15 protein-coding genes are annotated in these 15,447 nt (G+C 66.2%); 8 read left to right on the top strand and 7 right to left on the bottom strand.

The window, feature by feature from the left end; translation table 11 throughout:
* Positions 1-13: 13 nt before the first annotated feature.
* From D4754_RS03230 to lpxK, 5 genes are all read left to right on the top strand, one after another.
* Positions 14-1,378, top strand: a complete 1,365-nt coding sequence (locus tag D4754_RS03230) for a TldD/PmbA family protein (protein ID WP_121061442.1) — start codon at positions 14-16, stop codon at positions 1,376-1,378.
* Positions 1,365-2,150 carry an inositol monophosphatase family protein gene (locus D4754_RS03225; protein WP_121061441.1) on the top strand — a complete coding sequence of 262 codons (786 nt, stop codon included), beginning with the start codon at positions 1,365-1,367 and terminating at the stop codon, positions 2,148-2,150. Before D4754_RS03230 ends, D4754_RS03225 begins: the two co-directional genes overlap by 14 nt.
* A 116-nt stretch (positions 2,151-2,266) precedes the next feature.
* Complete coding sequence (locus D4754_RS03220; protein WP_121061440.1) at positions 2,267-2,509, top strand: DUF4170 domain-containing protein; 243 nt, start codon at positions 2,267-2,269, stop codon at positions 2,507-2,509.
* A 14-nt stretch (positions 2,510-2,523) separates the two neighbouring features.
* Positions 2,524-3,693: a 3-deoxy-D-manno-octulosonic acid transferase gene (locus tag D4754_RS03215; RefSeq protein ID WP_163025754.1), complete on the top strand. Its 1,170-nt coding sequence runs from the start codon at positions 2,524-2,526 to the stop codon at positions 3,691-3,693.
* Positions 3,680-4,699, top strand: a complete 1,020-nt coding sequence (lpxK, locus tag D4754_RS03210; RefSeq protein WP_121061438.1) for a tetraacyldisaccharide 4'-kinase — start codon at positions 3,680-3,682, stop codon at positions 4,697-4,699. The genes D4754_RS03215 and lpxK overlap by 14 nt, the downstream gene beginning before the upstream one ends.
* A 207-nt stretch (positions 4,700-4,906) precedes the next feature.
* On the opposite strand, the gene D4754_RS03205 is transcribed toward lpxK, so the two are convergent.
* Genes D4754_RS03205 through D4754_RS03195 form a run of 3 tightly spaced genes read right to left on the bottom strand, consistent with a single transcriptional unit; the run spans position 4,907 to position 7,160 of the window.
* Entirely contained in the window at positions 4,907-6,019 is a 1,113-nt protein-coding gene (locus D4754_RS03205; RefSeq protein ID WP_121061437.1) for a CaiB/BaiF CoA transferase family protein, read from the bottom strand.
* Positions 6,019-6,639, bottom strand: coding sequence for a DsbA family protein (locus tag D4754_RS03200; protein WP_121061436.1), 621 nt, complete (start codon positions 6,637-6,639; stop codon positions 6,019-6,021). Before D4754_RS03200 ends, D4754_RS03205 begins: the two co-directional genes overlap by 1 nt.
* Positions 6,636-7,160, bottom strand: coding sequence for a DUF721 domain-containing protein (locus tag D4754_RS03195; RefSeq protein WP_121061435.1), 525 nt, complete (start codon positions 7,158-7,160; stop codon positions 6,636-6,638). Before D4754_RS03195 ends, D4754_RS03200 begins: the two co-directional genes overlap by 4 nt.
* 82 nt (positions 7,161-7,242) lie before the next feature.
* Here D4754_RS03195 and mutY point away from each other — a divergent pair, with 82 nt between their 5' ends.
* Together mutY and D4754_RS03185 are read left to right on the top strand one after the other, a co-directional pair.
* Complete coding sequence (mutY, locus tag D4754_RS03190) at positions 7,243-8,316, top strand: A/G-specific adenine glycosylase (RefSeq protein ID WP_420837185.1); 1,074 nt, start codon at positions 7,243-7,245, stop codon at positions 8,314-8,316.
* Positions 8,317-8,362: 46 nt separating this feature from the next.
* Entirely contained in the window at positions 8,363-9,496 is a 1,134-nt protein-coding gene (locus D4754_RS03185) for an alkane 1-monooxygenase (RefSeq protein WP_121061434.1), read from the top strand.
* Positions 9,497-9,583: 87 nt separating this feature from the next.
* Here D4754_RS03185 and D4754_RS03180 read toward each other — a convergent pair whose 3' ends face one another.
* The 4 genes from D4754_RS03180 to D4754_RS03165 all read right to left on the bottom strand — a co-directional run bounded on the left by D4754_RS03180 (position 9,584) and on the right by D4754_RS03165 (position 13,474).
* Entirely contained in the window at positions 9,584-10,972 is a 1,389-nt protein-coding gene (locus tag D4754_RS03180) for an adenylate/guanylate cyclase domain-containing protein (protein ID WP_121061433.1), read from the bottom strand.
* Between the two features lie 143 nt (positions 10,973-11,115).
* Positions 11,116-12,234 (bottom strand): site-specific DNA-methyltransferase, encoded by a 1,119-nt coding sequence (locus tag D4754_RS03175; protein ID WP_121061432.1) that lies wholly within the window; start codon positions 12,232-12,234, stop codon positions 11,116-11,118.
* Positions 12,235-12,331: 97 nt separating this feature from the next.
* The gene (locus tag D4754_RS03170; RefSeq protein WP_121061431.1) at positions 12,332-12,979 is read right to left on the bottom strand and encodes a ribonuclease HII; all 648 of its coding nucleotides are present in this window, start codon (positions 12,977-12,979) and stop codon (positions 12,332-12,334) included.
* A gap of 78 nt (positions 12,980-13,057) precedes the next feature.
* Positions 13,058-13,474, bottom strand: coding sequence for a hypothetical protein (locus D4754_RS03165; protein WP_121061430.1), 417 nt, complete (start codon positions 13,472-13,474; stop codon positions 13,058-13,060).
* Between the two features lie 324 nt (positions 13,475-13,798).
* On the opposite strand from D4754_RS03165, the gene D4754_RS03160 reads away from it, so the two are divergent.
* Positions 13,799-15,424 (top strand): DUF427 domain-containing protein, encoded by a 1,626-nt coding sequence (locus tag D4754_RS03160; protein ID WP_121061429.1) that lies wholly within the window; start codon positions 13,799-13,801, stop codon positions 15,422-15,424.
* The last annotated feature ends 23 nt before the right edge of the window (positions 15,425-15,447 follow it).

Genomic DNA, 15,447 nt, shown 5'->3' with positions numbered 1-15,447 from the left:
ACTGGAACCCGACATGACGACCTCTCCCGTGCCTCTCGAAACCATCACCGCAGCCCTTCTGGACGCCGCCCGCAAGGCCGGCGCCGATACCGCCGACACGGTGGTGCTGCGCGGCAGTTCGATTTCGATCGAAGTGCGGGGGCAGGCGCTGGAAATGGCGGAACGGTCGGATTCGACCGACCTGGGGCTGCGGGTCTTCGTGGGCCAGCGGCAGGCGGTTGTTTCCGCCTCGGGCGAAGGGGCGACGGCGCCCGACCGGGTCGCGCAACTGGCCGAAAGCGCCGTTGCGATGGCCCGCGCGGCACCCGAGGACAAATATGCCGGCATCGCCGATCCTGCCCAACTGTCCGACATTCGCGACGGCAAAGGGCTCGACCTTGACGACGGGGGCGACATGCCCGCGCCCGACGATCTGCGCGATGCCGCCTTCGCCGCCGAAGCCGCGGCTATGGCTGTTCCGGGCGTCACCCAGTCCGACAGCGCCCATGCCGGCGCCGGCCGATACGAAATGGCGCTGGCCGCCACCAACGGATTTTCGGGTACGTTCCAGCGCACCAGCCATTCGCTCTATTGCACCGCCATTGCCGGGACCGGCACCGGGATGGAACGCGACGGCGACGGCGATGCCCGCGCCCATCGCGGCGATCTGCGCGGCCCCGCCGATATCGGCCGGATCGCGGGGGAACGCGCCGTGGCCCTGCAGGGCGCGCGGCGCCCCAAGACGGGCACGTATCCGGTGCTGTTCGATGAACGGATCTCAAGCTCTCTGATCGGTCACCTGCTGTCGGCCGCCAATGGCGCGGCCGTGGCGCGCGGGGCATCGTGGCTGAAGAACAACCTTGGCGAACAGGTCCTGCCCGCGCATCTGTCGGTGATCGAGGACCCGCACCGCGCGCGCATCGGCGGCTCGCGCCCGTTCGACAGCGAAGGCCTGCCCACTGCCCGCCGCGCGATCGTCGAAGATGGCGTGCTGACGGGCTGGACACTGGATCTGGCCAGCGCGCGGAAGCTGGGGATGCAGTCCACCGGCAACGCCGCGCGCGCGATCTCCGGCACGCCGGGGCCCACGAACTGGAACATCGCGCTGACGCAAGGCGACCAAAGCCGCGCCGACCTGATCGCCCAGATGGGCACCGGGCTTCTGGTCACCTCGATGATCGGGTCGACCATCAATCCGAACACCGGCGATTATTCCCGCGGGGCCTCGGGCTTCTGGGTGGAAAACGGCGAGATCGTCTACCCCGTCAACGAATGCACGCTGGCCGGCAACCTGCGCGAGATGCTGATGCGGATCGTGCCGGCCAACGATGCCCGCACCTACCTGTCGAATGTCGTGCCTTCGCTTCTGATCGACGGGATGACCATTGCCGGGCAGTGACATCGACCTGCTGATCGACGCCGCGGATGCGGCCGGCAAGATCGCGCTGCGCGTGCCCGGGCCGCGTGCGAAATCGTGGGAAAAGGCCGACGGCACCGGGCTTGTCACCGAAAGCGACCTGGCCGTGAACGAACGGTTGGCCGAAATCCTGCGCCCCGCGCGGCCCGGGTACGGCTGGCTGTCCGAGGAGTCGGACGATGACGCCGACCGGCTGTCGCGCGGCAAGGTCTTCATCGTCGATCCCATCGACGGCACCCGCAGTTTCGCCGAAGGCTCCAGCACCTGGGCCCACGCCCTGGCCGTGGCCGAAGACGGGATCGTGACCTCCGCGGTGATCTACCTGCCGAAGCTGGGCAAGCTCTATTCGGCCGTCGCGGGCAAGGGTGCCTTCCTGAACGGGGAGCCCATCGCCCCCTCCACCCGGCCGGGGCTGGAGAACGCCGATATCCTTGCCGCCCGCCCGGCGCTGGATGCGCATCACTGGCGGGACGGAGCGGCGCCCAAATTCCACCGCGTCTACCGCCCGTCGCTGGCCTACCGGATGGCGATGGTGGCGCAGGGACGGTTCGACGGCATGATCACCCTCCGCCCCAGTTGGGAATGGGACGTGGCGGCCGGCGACCTGATCCTGCGCGAAGCGGGCGCCCGGGTGACCGACCGCGCGGGCCTGACGCTGAAGTTCAACAACGCCCACCCGATGGTGAACGGCATTCTGGCCGGCGGGGCCGCGGTGCACGGCCAGTTGGCCGCGGCCGTATCAATACCGTCCTGATCTGCGCCCGGGCCTGCCAAAGCCTTGACCGGCAGTCCCGTCCGCGTAGGTTGACCCCAAGCGCCCGCCGGCCCCCTGCCGGCCGGTTTCGCCCTGCAACCGAAAGGATGCCGCCCATGACGCAACGCCTTCACCTTGTCTTCGGGGGCGAACTTGTCGACCCCAGCAAGACCACCTTCAAGGATGTCGACGACATCCACATCGTGGGCATGTTCCCGTCCTACCAGGCCGCCTACGAGGCATGGAAAGCCGAGGCGCAGCGCACCGTGGACAACGCCCACATGCGTTACTTCATTGCCCACATCCATCGGCTGAGGGACGAGGAACGCGAAGCCTCGTCGACCGAGGAACTGCACTGATCCATCCGGCACCCTTGGCCCGCGGCAGCGATGACATATCCCTGACCCGCCCTGACGGGGCCGAGGTCCTGTGGATGCACGCGACGTCGGCCGAACGCGCCGCGGCACTGGCCGACATCGCGACCCGCTGCAAGGCGCAGCGGCCGGATCTTTACGCGCTTCTGACGGTGGCCCCAGACGTGGCGCCGCCCGCGCAATTGCGCCGAATCGGGATCGACCACATGGAGCGGCTGGCCAACGATGGCGGCAACATCGCCCGACAGTTCCTGGCACACTGGGCGCCGGATGTCGGTCTCTGGGCCGGGCTGCCGCTGATCCCCGGGCTGATCCACAAGGCCGGCGCGCGGAAGATGCCGATGATCCTCGCCGATATCAGCCGCGACGATGCGGTGTCGCTCCGCGGTCTATGGCGCGGGGGGCAGCGCAGCACGCTGGGTCTGTTCGACCCGATCCTGACCACCGGCCCTTCGGCCACGGATGCCATCCGCAGGCTTGTCCGCACGCCCGACCAGGTCGAGGAAAGCGCGCGCCTGTCGGTGAGCGTCACGCCTCCCGTCTTTGACGAAACCGCCTTCGAAGACCTGACCGGCCAATTGGCGGGTCGTCCCGTCTGGCTGGCGGCGGGGCTCGAGCGGGCGGAGTTCGATACGGTTGTCGCGGCCCACCGCATGTCGGTGCGCCTGTCGCACCGGCTTTTGCTGGTGGCGCACGTGGCCCACCCGGACGAGGCGCAGCCGCTGGTCGATACCATGCACCGCCCCGGCCTGCGCGCCGAACGCTGGGATCCCGATACAGAGATCGAGGACAATATCCAGGCCGTCGTCTGCGAGGATCCCGAGGCGCTGGGGCTGTGGTACCGGGCCGCGCCGGTCACCTTCCTGGGGGGATCGCTGACACCCCAGACCGGGGGGCAATGCCCGCTGCCGGCCGCTGCGCTGGGGTCGGCCATCCTGCACGGGCCGCATGTGCGCAACCACGGAGCCAGCTATGTCAGGCTGGAACAGGTCGGCGCCGCGCGAACCGTGACCAACGCCAACGAGCTTTCGGTCGCCGTCACCCGCCTGTCGGCGCCCGATGCGGCCGCCGCCATGGCGCTTGCCGGCTGGACGGTCGCGACAGAGGGCGCGGGGCTCGCGGACCGACTGGTCGAACTGGTACAGGCGAAACTCGATGCGCGCCCCTGAGTTCTGGACCACCCCGCCCGACCGCCCTGCATGGCAGGCGCGGGCCTTGCAGCCGCTGGGCGCGCTTTATGCCCGGGCGACCCGGAAACGGGTGGCGGATGGTGCGCCCGTTGATCCGGGCGTGCCCGTCATCTGCGCCGGGAACCTGAACGCGGGGGGCACCGGCAAGACACCGACCGTCATCTGGCTGGTCGAGGCGCTGCGCAAGATGCACCACACACCCCACGTGATTTCGCGCGGATACGGCGGCAGCGAGACGGGCCCCCTGCAGGTCGATCCCCGCAAGCACGGACCGGACCGCGTGGGCGACGAACCCCTGCTGCTGGCCAGCTTTGCCGAGGTCTGGGTTTCCCGGGACCGCGCCGCCGGGGCACGGGCCGCGGTTGCTGCCGGGGCGACGGTGCTGGTTCTGGACGATGGTTTTCAGGATCCGGGACTTGCGAAGGATCTGTCGCTTGTCGTGGTGGACGCGGCGCAGGGCTTCGGCAACGGCCGCTGCATTCCCGCCGGCCCCCTGCGCGAACCGGTGGCCGAAGGCCTGTCGCGCGCCAGTGCTGTCCTGTCCATCGGAGACGCCGAGGCGCAGGAGCAGTTTGCCGAGATATGGGGGGACACGATCCCCTGCCCGCACGTGACGGCGGAATTGCAGCCGCTTCAAACCGGCATGGACTGGGACGGTCTGAAGGTCGTGGCCTTCGCCGGAATCGGCCAGCCGCGAAAGTTCTTCGACACGCTGCGCGGGCTGGGCGCCGATCTGGTCGCGACCCATCCGCTGGACGATCACCAGCCATTGGCGGCAGCCCTTTTGACACGGATGGAAGCGCAGGCCTTCGCCATGGGCGCTCAGCTTGTCTGCACCGAAAAGGACGCCGCCCGCCTGCCCCATAGCTGGCGGTCGCGGGTCATCACTTTGCCGGTTCGGCTGAATGTGCATGGTGCCGAGGCGTTGACGCAGATGATCGCGGAAGCCGCTCCGCTGGCGCCGAAAGTGCAAGTGCGCAAGTAAGGGCCAGACCCGGCATTCACTCACCGTCCCGCCCGGGGGCACCCCGGGCAACGCCAGACCATCCCCACGGGAGGGCGCTTGGTGATGTCTCGCTCCGAACGATGCGAAGGCGGATACCCGCGCCCCTCATCCGATTGCGGTTGTCAGCGCCCACCCAGGGCCGGGCGCTGCGCTTGTTTCTTCTTGTGGAGGTTGCGGGCGACCGCTCTACCCGTCTTGCCCAAGCTTAGGGGCGGGCCGGTGCAACGCCAGTTCCGCGTCCGAAAACCGGAACGGGGATCGCACACCCGGCACGCCGTCCAATTCGATCTGCATGCCGCGGGCCTGAACCTGCGGATCGGCCATGACCTCCTCCAGATCGTTGATGGGTCCTGCCGGGACACCGACGCTCTCGCAGGCGGCCAGAAGATCCGTCTTGCTCCATGTCAGCGTGGCCGCGGTCAGGCGGCGGGTCAGTTCGTCCCGGTTCGCGATGCGTTGGGAGTTGCCGATGAAATCCGGATGCTCCGCCATCTCGTCCAGCCCAAGGACCCCGCACAGGCGGCGATACTGGGCATCGTTGCCCGTCGCGATGATGATGAAACCGTCGGCGCAATCGAACACCTGGTAGGGCGTCAGGTTCATGTGGGCATTGCCCATCATCCCCGGGGCCACGCCGGTCGTCAGGTAGTTCAGCGCCTGGTTTGCGGTCACCGCCACGGCACAATCCAGCAGCGCCATGTCGATATGCTGGCCCTTGCCCGTCGCCTGCCGCTGATACAAAGCCGCAAGGATCGCGTTGACCGAATAGATGCCGGTGAAGAGGTCGGTGATCGCCACGCCGCATTTCTGCGGCTGGCCGCCCGGTTCGCCCGTGATCGACATCAGCCCGGACATGCCCTGGATGATGAAATCGTACCCCGCCCGGTGCGCATAGGGCCCCGTTTGCCCGAAGCCGGTGACCGAGCAATAGATCAGACCCGGGTTCACCTCCCGCAGGCTGTCGTAATCCAGCCCGTATTTCTTCAGCCCGCCGACCTTGAAGTTCTCAAGGAACACATCGGCCCCGGCCACGAGCTCGCGCACCTTGGCCTGCCCTTCGGGGGTCGAGAAATCGACGATCACCGACGCCTTGCCGCGGTTGGTGGAATGGTAATAGGACGCAGAGACATCGCCATCGCGCTCCACGAAGGGCGGGCCCCAGCGGCGGGTGTCGTCGCCTTCGGGGCTTTCCAGCTTGATCACTTCGGCGCCCAGGTCGGAAAGCGTCTGACCGGCCCAGGGGCCGGCCAGGATGCGCGCCAGTTCAATGACCTTCAGGCCAGCAAGCGGTGCGCTCATCAGTTGCCAAGCTTCTCTTCGATGACTGCCTTCAGATCGTCATAGGGCTGGTTTTCGACCAGATCGCCACTGATGATGAAGGTCGGCGTAGCCTGGATCCCGTCTTCGGTCGCGTTGGCCTGGTACCATTCGACCAACGCCTGCGCTTTTTCGGCGTCGGCAAAACAGGCGTCCAGTTCAGCATCGTCGATGCCGGAAATCTTCCCGATCTTGCGAAGCTCACCAACGATCGCGGTCGGATCGCCCGCGCGGGTCCAGTCGGCTTGGGTATTGTAGATCATGTCGGCAATGCCGAAGAACTTCTCTTCCCCGCCGCAGCGGGCCATCATCGACGCCCACAGGCCGAAACGGTCGAAATAGACATCGCGGTAGACAAGCTTCACCTTGCCGGTATCGATGTAATCTTTTTTCAGCTGCTTGAACGCGCCGGTGTGGAAGCTGGCGCAATGCGGGCAGGTGAACGAGGCGTATTCCTTGATCTCGACCGGTGCGTCGGGATCGCCCAGAACCATCTCCACAATCTCGGGGGTTTCGGCGTCGCTTTGCGCCAGTGCGGGCACTGCCAACAGGCCCATGGTCATGAGGGCAGCTGCCCCGATCAGTGTCATCATGCGGGTCATGTCTGGCCCCTTTCCTTTTGTCCGGTCTTCGATAGTACGCCACGCCCCAAACGTTCAAGCGCGGCACGAAGTCCTTCGTCTGCAACGCCTTCTGCCGCACGTGCGGCAGAGGCTTCTACGTGTTTCGTGTCCGGTTCCGTCTCGTCGGGAGGGCGCGCGGCAAACGGATGCTGGCCGTCGGCGAATCCGGTGGGCGCCGTCTGGGTGATCAGAACCTTGCTGATCGCGTTGTATCCGTAGGCCGCGTTCACCCGTTCGCGCAGGCGATCCTTCTGCATTTCCAGCATCGGCGCCATCGAGCCCGTGGTCAGCACCGTCAGCGTGGCGCCAAAGCTCGCCCGTCCGTAATTCACCTTCACGGGCTTGGCCATCTTCGCGATCTCGGGGCCCGCGATCTCCTCCCAGTGGGTCAGCACGCGCGACACGGCAAAGCCCCGGCTTTCGCCGGCCTTCCGGATCTTCGTGTCCAGAATGCTTGCGGTGCGCTTGAACCCGCGCGTCGATGATGGCCTGGGCGCCATTGTGCCACTCCCTGTCGCTCTGGTGCATTCTAGGCTAGGCCCGGGGACACACCAGCGAATCCGCCTGACCGGAGCATAAAGATTGCGTGACGACGACACGACTCCTTCCGTGGCTGCGGCGATGCTTGGCTGGTACGATATCCACGCCCGCGAATTGCCGTGGCGCGTCAGCCCGGAGGACCGGGCGGCCGGTGTGATGCCCGACCCGTATCGCGTCTGGCTGTCCGAGATCATGTTGCAGCAAACCACCGTCGCGGCGGTGAAGGACTATTTCCACCGTTTCACCTCCCGCTGGCCCACGGTTCAGGCGCTGGCCGCGGCAGAGGACGGCGACGTGATGGGCGAATGGGCGGGCCTTGGCTACTATGCCCGCGCCCGCAACCTGCTGAAATGCGCCCGCGTGGTCACGACCGAACACGACGGCCTATTCCCGTCCGACCGCGCCCGGCTTCTGAAGCTGCCCGGCATCGGCCCCTACACGGCCGCGGCGATCGGCGCGATCGCCTTCGACCGGCCGGAAACGGTGGTCGACGGCAATATCGAACGCGTCATGGCCCGTCTGCACGATGTGCAAACGCCGTTGCCCGCCGCCAAGCCGGAACTCACCGCACTGGCCGAGGCGCACACGCCCGCGGCCCGGCCGGGTGATTACGCCCAGTCGCTGATGGATCTGGGCGCCACGATCTGCACGCCACGGGGGCCGGTCTGCGCGCTCTGCCCGCTGAACAGTGGCTGCCTTGCACACGCCAACGGCACGGCGGCCGAGCTGCCAAGGAAGACACCCAAGGCCCCGAAACCCACCCGCCATGGCACGGCCTATCTTGCCCGCCGCGCCGATGGCGCATGGCTTCTGGAACGCCGGCCCGACCGGGGGCTTCTGGGCGGCATGCTGGGCTGGCCCGGCACCGATTGGGCCGAGGCCGCGCCGGAGCCGGCCCCTCCGGCAAATGCCGACTGGCAGCCCATCGCGGGGGAGGTCCGGCACACCTTCACCCATTTCCACCTGATACTTCGGATCGAGGTCGCCCGCCTCGACGGCTCCGAACCCGTCACGCGCGGGGAGTATCTGCCCCCTGACACCTTCCGTCCCTCGGACCTGCCAACGGTCATGCGCAAGGCCTTCGATCTTGCGCGGCATCATCCGGTCTTGGGGTGATACCGCGCCGTGATATAGTGCCCCCCGAACCCTAGGACCGATCCCCATGATCCCGCGCGATCTTCTGCAATCCTGGCGCCACGCCCTGCCGTTCTACGTCAGCTTCCTGCTGATCCCGCTGGTCTGGATCGGCGCCGCCGCGGGCGGCCTCTGGCTGCTGATCGTGCCGCTGGTCACCTGGTGGGTCTTCACTGCGGCCGACGGGCTTTTGGGCATCACCGCGGAAAACGCCGATCCGCAGACGCCCGACGCGGCGCTTACCCTTTACCGGCGGTTGACGATGCTGTGGGTGCCGGCGCAATTCATCTCGCTCTATGCGCTGATCTGGTACGTGACGCGGGCGGATCACCTGTCCGCCTTCGGTGCGTTCGCGGCCTTCTTCGGCATGGGAATCCTGACGGGCACCATCGGGATCAATTACGCCCACGAACTGATGCACCAGAAATCCCGGAAGGAACGGTTTCTGGCCGATGTGCTCATGGCCATGGCGCTCTATTCCCATTTCCGGTCGGAACACCTGCTGGTCCATCACCGCCATGTCGGCACCCCGCGCGACGCAGTGACGGCGCGCTACAACGAAGGCTTCCACCGTTTCTTCCGGCGCGTCCTGCACCAATGCTTCCGGTCGGCCCTGTCGGCCGAGGCCGCGAAGCAGGCCCGCGCCGGGCGCAAGGCGACCGACCTCTCGAACCCGTTCTACCGCTATGCAGCGCTTCAGGCGCTGATGCTGGCGCTCGCCCTGATCGCCGGCGGCTGGTACGGGCTGGCGTTGTTCCTGTTCCAGGCCCTGACGGCGATCTGGCAGCTGGAGCTGGTGAATTACGTCGAACACTACGGGCTGACGCGCAAGCATCTGGGAGAAGGACGCTACGAACATGTCCGTCCCCGCCACAGCTGGAACGCCTCGCATCGGGCCTCGAACTGGCTTCTGATCAACCTCCAGCGCCATTCCGATCACCATTACAAGCCGGACCGTCGGTTCCCGCTGCTGCAACACCACGATGCCAGCGCCGCGCCGCAGCTGCCCTATGGCTACCCGCTGATGGGCTGCATCGCGATGATCCCGCCCGTCTGGCGACGGATGATGAACCCGCGCGTGCGGGCGTGGCGCAAGATGTACTACCCCGAAATCACCGACTGGACGCCCTACACGAAACACACCCTGCCCCTGCCCCGCTAACCCCGGGCCCGGCGCGCGACCGCGCGCCATCGCGCCCGGAGGCGGCGGGGGTGGGCGGGCGGGACGCCTCCGACGGGCGCGATCCCGTCAGCCCAGCGACCAGACCTTCACCGGTCTTTCCAGCCCCCGGATCTCCTGCGCCCCGCGATCCGTCAGGCCATCCGCCGCCTCGGCCCCGCCGTCTTCCTTCAGCGCCTGCCCCCGGACCGCGTCACTGACGGCGATCCGCACATCCAGCGGACGGGTCAGCTTTTCCAGTCGGTTCGCCACGTTGACCGTGTTGCCGATGACCGAGAACTCCAGCCGGTTGGCGCCGATATCGCCCAGAACCACCGGCCCGTAATCCACCCCGACACTGACACGCAGCTCGGGCTCGCCCTCCGCGCGCCGCTCCGCGTTCCACGCCTCGACGGCCGCGATCATCGCCCGCGCGCAGCCAAGGGCCGCGCTTGCGTCCTGCGGGCCGGCCATGGGCGTTCCGAATGTCGCCATCAGACCGTCGCCCAGGTACTTGTCGAGCGTGCCACCATGGGCGAATACCTGCGCCTCCATCCGGCTGTGGAAATCGCGCAAGGTACCGATCACCTGCTCGGGATGACGGTCGGCGGCAAAGCTTGAAAAGCCCACGATATCGATGAACAGCACCGCCACGTTGTGCGTGCGGATCTGCTTCAGCGGTTCGTCGTTCTGGCTCAGTTCATCCACCACGTTGGGCGAGAAATAGCGCGACAGGTTCGCGCGTTCGCGTTCCAGCACCGCGTTGCCCAGCACCAGCTTGTTGTAGCGCCGCATCGCCAGTCCCAGCGTGAAGGCGACCAGAATGAAGATCACTGTCTGCTGCAGCCGCAGATCCAGGTTCAGGCCGTTGGGATCCAGGATCCGCGCCATCGCCGGGTAATCAGCGAAGGCTTCGGCCGACGCGGCGCTGAGTTCGGGGATGAAATAGCCCCATTTCCAGACGCCGAACATCGCCAGGGCCCACAGGCCCGCCGTCCACACGCCGATGGCGAAAATGGTCCGCCAGGAATAGGCCAGCGTCGCCCCCGCAAGGATCACGAAGAAATAGGTGAAGTTGTCGAACCGGAACAGCATCGGTGTCGGCCAGACTTCCTCGGCAAAGGGGCTTGGCACCACGAACGCTATGGTCATCAGAACAAGGTCAAGGAAGATCAGCGCCAGTTCCGCGCGGTTCTTGCCCACCCGTCCGATCCGCCGCTGCGCCCAGCCGTTCAGCGCCAGAAGGCCCAGCAGCACCTCGTAGTACAGCATCTCCATGCTGAAATTCAGGAATGGCAGCATGATCGCGATCACGCCCAGCGCAACGAACCGGGCGCGGACGGCAAGCTCCATGCCTTCCTTCTTGTGGCGCTCAAGGGCCTGTTCGGTCCGCGCATTGGCATGCGCTTCCCCCGGGTCGGCATCGGGGTCCCGCAGGAACCGCAACAACGGCAGGCCGCCGCTTGTCGTCTCAGCCATGACACTCTCCGATTGCAGACGCCGGATCGGGCTATCCTATACCGCATCGGCAGCCGGTAAAGCCGCCGATGCGTAATTGGAGAGATAGGGAGTGTTAAGGGGATTCACATCCGCGACGCAATCGCGCAGGTAGTCCCAGGCCGTCAGGCCCCCATTTCGTCACGGATCTGCTGGCGGAAATGGTCGATGGGCACCAGCATCTTTTCCTTGCGGATGCACCAGTACGTCCAGCCATTGCAGCTGGGCGCACCTTCCAGATGCGCGCCGACCTGGTGGATCGAACCGGTCACGTCGCCCCCCACCAGCGTCCCGTCGGCCCGCACCTTGGCGGAATGGCGTCCGTTCATGCTGTAAAGCTGTTCGCCCGGCCGCAGCATGCCCCGTTCGACAAGCTGGCCAAACGGCACCCGCGGCGCCGTGCGTTTCGAGGTCGAGACCTCGAGCGCCGACTTGTCCAGCCGCCGCACCCGGTCGATCCGTTTCTTGGCCAGTGCGATGTACTTGTCCTCGCGCTCGATCCCGATGTAGTCGCGGCCCAGCATCTTGGCGACGGCGCCGGTGGTCCCGGTGCCGAAGAACGGGTCCAGCACTACGTCACCCGGATTGGTCGTTCCGATCAGAACGCGGTGGAGCAGCGATTCCGGCTTCTGTGTCGGATGCGCCTTGTCGCCGTTGCCGTCCTTCAGACGTTCATGGCCCGTGCACAGCGGCAGCACCCAATCCGACCGCATCTGGATTCCTTCGTTCAGGGATTTCAGCGCCTCGTAGTTGAACGTGTACCTGGCGCCCTCATCGCGCGAGGCCCAGATCATCGTCTCGTGCGCGTTGGTCAGCCGCTTGCCGCGGAAGTTCGGCATCGGGTTCGACTTCCGCCACACGACGTCGTTCAGGATCCAGTAGCCCGCATCCTGCAGCGACGCGCCCACGCGGAAGATGTTGTGGTAGGATCCGATCACCCAGATCGCCCCGTTGGGCTTCAGCACGCGCCGCGCGGCGGCCAGCCATGCGCGGGTGAACTTGTCGTAGGTCTCGAAAGATGCGAACCTGTCCCATTCGTCATCCACCGCATCGACGCGCGAATTGTCGGGCCGGTGCAGATCCGCCTTGAGCTGCAGGTTGTAAGGGGGATCGGCGAAAATCAGATCCACTGAACCGGCGGGCAGCCGGTTCATTTCAGCGATGCAATCGCCTTGAAGAATCTCGTTGCGCGGCACATTTCTGTCGCCGCAACCGGGGGCTGCCCGGGGCGTTGTCTTGGTCATATCTCTGCCTCGTCCCCTGTGGGCGGTGCGTTTTTGCACTCGTTGGGGTCTTACAGAGAATGAGTCATTCCTGATTCGCCGTCAATTTCTTTTTGAATCAAGGGGTTAAGAATTTCCCCTGATACAAGATGTTGTGGACGGGCCGAAAGGAGCGTCTATGGTGCCGACTTACCCCCAGATCTAGCAGGGCCGCCTTGTGCGCTGGCGTCGGATATCCGGCATTCGTTTCCCATCCATAGCCCGGACATTCCTCGGCCAGTTCGGCCATGATCCGGTCGCGCGCCGTCTTGGCCACGATGGAGGCCGCGGCGATGGACAGCGACCGCGCGTCGCCCTTCACCAGCGCGCGGGCGGGCATTTTCAGGCCGCGCGGCACCAGCGAGCCGTCCACAAGCAGCGCGTTCGGGGCGATAGACAGCCCCTCGACCGCCCGGCACATTGCAAGGTGGCTCGCGCGCAGGATGTTCAGGCGGTCGATTTCCTCGACCGTGGCATGCGCGACCGAGATCTGCGCGCATTGCTGCAGAACAAGCGTCAGCCGTTCGCGTTCGCGCGGTCCCAGTTTCTTGGAATCGTTCAGGCCCTCGGGCAGCACGCTCAGGTCGAGGATCACCGCTGCGGCCGTCACCGGCCCGGCCAGCGGGCCGCGGCCGACCTCGTCGACGCCGGCCACAACGGTATAGCCGTCGGCCAGCAGTTCGTCTTCGAACCGTTGGTCGGGACAGGGGACAAGCTCGCGCAGCATGGGCTTGGTCAAGCGTTGCAGCCTCCGTTCGGCAAGGTGACACCAGCGGCGCGGGCCCGCCGGGCCGCGCGCCCCCGGTTACCCGATGGCAAAACCATGATTGCGCAGGCAGCCCGGATCATAGCCGATATGATCGTGCCCTTTCATGCGAAAGCGGAACTCGCAGGACCCGGGCAGGCCGGCCACGTTGCGGTAATGCTTGATGAGGCAGCCGCGCCCGACCAGCCGCTTGTCCGCCCCGGCTACGGGGTAATCCTTCAGGCAGGCGATTGGCAGGGTATTCTCGTCCGTCTTGCGGCCATGGTGTTCCGGCTTCACGTAGGCGTCGTGCTTGTCTTTGCCCGCCTGCGAGACGGCTGCGCCGATCAGCGCGATCGCGGCCAGCCCGGCGACGGCACGGGTGATCTGGCCGTCCTCGGCCCGGACGGGCTGCGCGGCGAATGATGAAAGAGCAAGGGCAAGGCCCAGCGCGGCGGCGATAAGATGTCTTTGCATATGTCTTTCCTGCGTTCTCCCCGGGTCGCCCTGACGAACGGAGCAACCGTTAGGGGCAGTTTCGCCCTTTGCGGCGGGCACGTCCAGTTCCGATCCCGTCAAATACGGGAGAACTTGCTGCTGCTGACATGCCCGTGATCGGACCTGTGACCGGGATGGTCCGAATATCCTTACCTTGCGTCACTGTGCCTGAGCGCATAGTCCGCATGCGCCAGTGCATGGCGGGAATGCCGCCCGCGCCATTGGCAATTCGACCCTCTTACCCCATTTGATGAAGGCTTCGCGCAAGCGCAGCCTTAGAATCACGATCCGAAAGACGACGTCATGAACGTTCACGTCCCCTTTTCCGAGCCCGGCTACGGCATCGATGTCGAACCGCTGACCGGCCGTGTCAGCGCATGGCGCAACGGTGCGCTTCTGGCGTCGACGACACGTGCCAAGGTGATGTACGAAACCCGGCTCGACCCGGTGGTCTACTTCCCGGAGGAAGACCTGGTCGTCCCCCCCGGGACCCCGTCCGACCTGCAGACCTTCTGTCCCTTCAAGGGCACGGCCGCCTATCGCGGCCTGACCGTGAACGGCGAGAAGATCGAACAGGCGATCTGGCACTATTCCAGCCCCCTGCCCGAAAGCCATTGCATCGACGGCTACGTGGCCTTCATGCCCGGCGTGGCCGACAGGTTGGACCTTGGCGACAACGTGCTGCGCCCGCCGCGCGACGGCAACATGTCGGGCCCGCTCGTCGACTGGCTTCTGCGCGAGGCCGGCAAGATCCAGACGCCCGATGCCTTTGCCGAGGCGCTGGGGTTGAAACTGGTCGAAAGCGGCGTTCCGATCGCGCGGATGTCGATCATGGTCTGGTCGCTCGATCCCACCATCGCGGGCAAGAACTATGTCTGGTCGCGGGACAAGGACGGCAACAGCAAGGTGTCGACCTTCGCGCCGTCCTACGAGATCCACGATCATCCCGGCTATGCCGCCAGCCCGCTGCGCCATGTCTCGAACGGGCTGGGCGGCGTGCGGCAACGTCTGAACGATCCCGACACGCCCGACACCTTCCCGATCATGGCCGATCTGCGCGCCATGGGCGGAACCGATTACGTCGCCATGCCGCTGAAATTCTCGGACGGGCGGATCAACGTTCTGACGCTGACATCGAACCATCCGCAGGGCTTCACCACGGCGAACCTTGGCCTGATGTTCGAATGTTCGACCGTGATCAGCCGCTATTTCGAGGTCTTCATGCAGCGCGAGAACGCGCAATCCCTGCTGGAAACCTATGTCGGCAAACGTTCGGGCGCGCGCGTCCTTGGCGGAGAGATCCGCCGCGGCCACGGCGAGGAGATCGACGCCGCCATCATGTTCGTCGACCTGCGCAATTCGACCGGGCTCGAGGCCGAACTGGGCCGCAGCGCCTATATCCGCTTCCTGAACGAGTTCTTCGAAACGGTGTCGGACCTCGTCCACGGCAATGGCGGCGAAGTGCTGAAGTTCATCGGCGACGCCGTCCTGGCGGTTTTCCCGGCCGAAGGCGGCTATGCCGCCCGGGGGCAGGCGCTGTCGACGGCGCGCCAGATCACGGAAAGCCTGCGCAATCTCGGGGCCGGGCTTTCAGCGCCGTGCGAGGCGGCGATCGGCGTGGCCTATGGCTCGGTCACCTGGGGGAATGTCGGCTCGCGCGAGCGGCTAGATTTCACGGTCGTCGGCGAACCCGCCAACATCGCGGCGCGGCTGGCCGACTATGCCAAGACCGGCGATCACCGCATCGTTGTGACCGCCGATGTCGTGCCGCCGGGCGACAGCCTCGATGTCATGCCGCTTGGCGATATCGAGCTGCATAACGTCGCCCACCCCGTGGCAGCCGCAGCCGTCGGCGCCCATGCCGAGATGATGAGCAGCCTTCCCGCCGTCCGTTCGATGGCGATGTCCAGAAAGGCGTTCTGCGCCTAATGATCCTCCCCCGCGCCGCACTG

The sequence above is a fragment of the Chachezhania antarctica genome (assembly GCF_003646465.1).
Lineage (GTDB): Bacteria > Pseudomonadota > Alphaproteobacteria > Rhodobacterales > Rhodobacteraceae > Chachezhania > Chachezhania antarctica.
Note: the sequence above shows the minus strand (reverse complement) of the source record. Positions and strands in the feature narration are given on the sequence as shown.

Excerpts from the sequence above, each read along its gene's own strand:
- D4754_RS03195 (WP_121061435.1), bottom strand. The coding sequence starts at position 7,160 with ATGGCGCCCAGGCCATCATCGACGCGCGGGTTCAAGCGCACCGCAAGC.
- D4754_RS03200 (WP_121061436.1), bottom strand. The coding sequence starts at position 6,639 with ATGACCCGCATGATGACACTGATCGGGGCAGCTGCCCTCATGACCATG.
- D4754_RS03230 (WP_121061442.1), top strand. The coding sequence starts at position 14 with ATGACGACCTCTCCCGTGCCTCTCGAAACCATCACCGCAGCCCTTCTG.
- D4754_RS03165 (WP_121061430.1), bottom strand. The coding sequence starts at position 13,474 with ATGCAAAGACATCTTATCGCCGCCGCGCTGGGCCTTGCCCTTGCTCTT.
- D4754_RS03180 (WP_121061433.1), bottom strand. The coding sequence starts at position 10,972 with ATGGCTGAGACGACAAGCGGCGGCCTGCCGTTGTTGCGGTTCCTGCGG.
- D4754_RS03205 (WP_121061437.1), bottom strand. The coding sequence starts at position 6,019 with ATGAGCGCACCGCTTGCTGGCCTGAAGGTCATTGAACTGGCGCGCATC.
- D4754_RS03170 (WP_121061431.1), bottom strand. The coding sequence starts at position 12,979 with ATGCTGCGCGAGCTTGTCCCCTGTCCCGACCAACGGTTCGAAGACGAA.
- D4754_RS03220 (WP_121061440.1), top strand. The coding sequence starts at position 2,267 with ATGACGCAACGCCTTCACCTTGTCTTCGGGGGCGAACTTGTCGACCCC.
- D4754_RS03160 (WP_121061429.1), top strand. The coding sequence starts at position 13,799 with ATGAACGTTCACGTCCCCTTTTCCGAGCCCGGCTACGGCATCGATGTC.
- D4754_RS03175 (WP_121061432.1), bottom strand. The coding sequence starts at position 12,234 with ATGACCAAGACAACGCCCCGGGCAGCCCCCGGTTGCGGCGACAGAAAT.
- D4754_RS03185 (WP_121061434.1), top strand. The coding sequence starts at position 8,363 with ATGATCCCGCGCGATCTTCTGCAATCCTGGCGCCACGCCCTGCCGTTC.
- lpxK (WP_121061438.1), top strand. The coding sequence starts at position 3,680 with ATGCGCGCCCCTGAGTTCTGGACCACCCCGCCCGACCGCCCTGCATGG.